Source organism: Aquitalea sp. S1-19, assembly GCF_024343515.1.
In genome coordinates this window covers 1-3,430 of sequence record NZ_RJTZ01000177.1, presented here as the reverse complement: position 1 = coordinate 3,430, position 3,430 = coordinate 1, and the positions used below count along the sequence as shown (strand labels likewise).

The following is a 3,430-nucleotide window of genomic DNA, read 5'->3' as shown; positions in this document are numbered from 1 at the left end:
GCACTGCCTTGCATCGAAGTCATGGTAGACAATCTGGCCACGGGCGAAAACAGCCACTGGCGTACAACGGTGAGCAAGGACAAGGATGGCAACATCCTGATCGGACGTGAAAAACTGGGCAGTGGCCTCGCGCCCATGATGCCGTTCGACGAGTTGTCCTTTACCGACAATGCGCGTTTTCGCGATGATCTTTATCACGCCTGGCAGCAGGAATTGCCTTTGCTGGCACCGGAAATCGAAGCGTGGTTCGATCCTGCGCGCGTGGTTGCCGCAGCCAGTGCCGCGCATGAGGCTCAAGCGGCCACAGACAGCCTGCATGGCGAAATGGATGCACGCACCCACGAAATGCTGGAGCGCTACGCAGAAATCATCCGCCGCGAGCAATTGCTGTTGTCGCGCCGCTTTGCCGACAACGAGCTGCAACTGATTGCTGCCGTACTCAAGGGCATACACTTTGAAGGCGCATCGGCTTGCCGCGGCCTGTGGCTGGCGGTAGAGGCGCGTATTCTGGATGAGGATCTGGATCACGAGCATCAGGTGGATGCCGAAGCCCTGCTGAGCAAGCTCAAGGCACTGTCCTACACCCAGGAAGTCGCCCTGATCGAGGCGCTGGCACCCGCCGCCTGATATAGCCGGAGTCAAGTACACCTCACTTGCTCCGGCCAAAAAAATGGGCGACGTTGCCGTCGCCCGAATCCCATCCATACCAAATCAGAAAGCCTCATGCCTTCCGAGTAACAAGATAGCCGATAATAATTACAAAAGCATTAATTACGACACATCCAGCACCACTTTCCCCAGATTACTGTTGCCTTCCATATACAGATGCGCATCCGCCACCGCCGATAGCGGGTACACACTGTCCAGCGTTACCCTCAATTTTCCGTCAGCCAGTGCCGGCAAAATCGTCTCTTCCAGCGCCCGCGCCAGACGCGCACGCACCACCAGTGGCTGGCTGCGCAGCGTCGAACCCATAATGCGCAAACGCTTGACCAGCAGCAGCCCCAGATTCAGCTCAGCGCTGCGCCCGCCCATCACGCCTATTACCACCAGACGCCCGTCCGGATTAAGACAGGCCAGATTCTCGCGAAAATAACTGCCGCCTACCGGATCCAGAATAACATCCACCCCGCCCTGCGCCTTAAGCTGCGCGGCAAAAGCAGTGTCACGCCGGCCATTGAATACCTGAGTCGCCCCCAGGCTGCGGCAAAATTCCAGCTTTTCATCGGCACTGGCACTGGCCAGCGCTTCGGCGCCTAACAGGCACGCCAACTGTATGGCGGCAGAGCCGACACCGCTGGCACCGGCATGCACCAAAAAGCGCTCTCCGGCTTGCAAGGCCGCCACTTCCACCAGATTAAGCCATGCGGTCATCCACACTTCAGGCAGGCTGGCCGCCTCCGCCCAGCTCATGGCATCCGGCTTGGGGATAGCCAGCGCCTCATCCAGCAAGGCATAGTCGGCATAACCGCCGCCCTGCAACAGACCAAATACTTCATCGCCAGGCTGAAAGCGCGACGGGCCGTTAATCTCGTCTACCACGCCGGCGACTTCCAGCCCCAGAATCGGCGATGCCCCGGCAGGAGCCGGATAATGCCCTTCGCGCTGCACAATATCGGCACGATTCAGCCCGGCTGCCATCACCCGCACCCGCATCTGACCGGCTGCCGGCACCGGCTTTTCGACCATGGAAATGGCCAGCGTACCGACGCCGCCCGGCCCGCTTTGCACTACTGCACGCATCACCATGCCCACACCTCTACCCACCAGTTGATTCCAATTGGTTACAATAGCACGCAATGACTGAATCCTGCTTCCACTGCGCCTTGCCCGTTCCGGCAGGCTGCGACTATCCGATACGCTATCGCCAGCACAGCAAACCCGCCTGCTGTGCCGGCTGCCAGGCCGTTGCCCAGACCATTATCGATGCCGGCCTGGACGACTATTACCAGCATCGCAGCAACGAGGCGGGGCAAGCCGAAGCCTTGCCAGACGAGCTATTGCAACAGATTCGCCTGTATGACAGCGAGTCCCTGCAACAAAGTTTTGTCCACGTCGAAGACGGGCACGTGCGCGAGGCCTCGCTGATACTGGAGGGCATCACCTGCGCCGCCTGCATCTGGCTGAACGAGCAGCATTTGCAGCGCCAGGACGGTATATTGTCGGTCGATATCAACTACACCACTCATCGCGCCCGCGTGCGCTGGGACACGAGCCGCATCAAGCTGTCGCAAATCATGGAGGCCATCGCCGCCATCGGTTATCGCGCCCATCCTTACGACGCCGCCCGTCAGGAAGCGCTGCAGCAAAAACAGCGCAAACAGGCGATCAACCGGCTCTGGGTGGCCGGCCTGTCGATGATGCAGGTGATGATGTATGCCGTACCTGTCTACCTCGCCCCGGATGGCGAAATCGAGCCCAACTTCCTGTGGATGCTGCACTGGGCCAGCCTGATCCTGACCCTGCCGGTGATGGTCTATTCGGCTGTTCCCTTTTATCAAGCCACCTGGCGCGATCTCAAGCGGCATAGAGTGGGCATGGATACGCCGGTCACCATAGGCATACTGACCACCTTCTTTGCCAGCCTGTATGCCCTGCTGAACCATATAGAACACGGCATTTACTTCGATTCGGTGTCGATGTTCGTTTTCCTGCTGCTGGGCGGGCGCTATCTTGAGGGCATTGCCAGGCGCGAGGCCGGCGCTGCGGCCGAAACGCTGGTCAAGCTGATTCCGGCATTCGCCCATAAACTCAGCGCCTGGCCCGAATCGCGCGAGACCCACGAAGCGGCTGCCGCGACGCTCTCTTGCGGCGATGTGCTGCTGATTCGCCCCGGCGAAACCGTACCCGCCGACGCTTGCGTACTGGAGGGGCATAGCCAGTTAAACGAAGCACTGTTGACCGGCGAAAGCCGTCTGCTTGACAAGCAGGCGGGCGATGCGCTGATTGCCGGCAGCGTCAACACCGCCAGCCCTTTGTATGTCCGCATTACCGGTACCGGCCAGAACACGCGGCTGGCCAGCATTGTGCGTCTGCTGGATCAGGCGCTGGCCGAGAAACCGAGACTGGCAGAAATCGCCGACCGTTTTGCCGGCTGGTTTGTACTGGCCTTGCTGCTGGCGGCGGTCGCGACGTTTGCCTGGTGGTATCCGCATGACCCCGAACACGCGCTATGGATTACCGTAGCCGTGCTGGTCATCTCCTGCCCTTGCGCCCTGTCGCTGGCCACGCCGGCTGCGCTGACAGCCGCCACCGGACGTCTGGCACTGGATGGGGTCCTCACCACCCGCGGCCATGCGCTGGAAACCCTGGCCCGCGCCAGCGATGTGGTGTTCGACAAAACCGGCACCCTGACCCATGGTGATATGCGCCTGATTGCGACCCAGGCGCTGGACGGACGCGACCCAGCCATACTGCTCGCGCTGGCTGC

Annotated in this window: 3 protein-coding genes; 2 read left to right on the top strand and 1 reads right to left on the bottom strand. The window is 60.7% G+C overall.

Annotation, left to right across the window (positions count from 1 at the left end; translation table 11 throughout):
• The coding region (locus EGI20_RS16665) for a hypothetical protein (RefSeq protein WP_498632826.1) at positions 1-627 on the top strand (627 nt) is incomplete at its 5' end.
• Positions 628-771: 144 nt separating this feature from the next.
• Here the strand turns inward: EGI20_RS16665 and EGI20_RS16660 are convergent.
• The gene (locus tag EGI20_RS16660) at positions 772-1,749 is read right to left on the bottom strand and encodes an NAD(P)H-quinone oxidoreductase (protein ID WP_498632825.1); all 978 of its coding nucleotides are present in this window, start codon (positions 1,747-1,749) and stop codon (positions 772-774) included.
• 50 nt (positions 1,750-1,799) lie between these two features.
• Here EGI20_RS16660 and EGI20_RS16655 point away from each other — a divergent pair.
• The coding region (locus EGI20_RS16655; protein ID WP_498632823.1) for a heavy metal translocating P-type ATPase at positions 1,800-3,430 on the top strand (1,631 nt) is incomplete at its 3' end.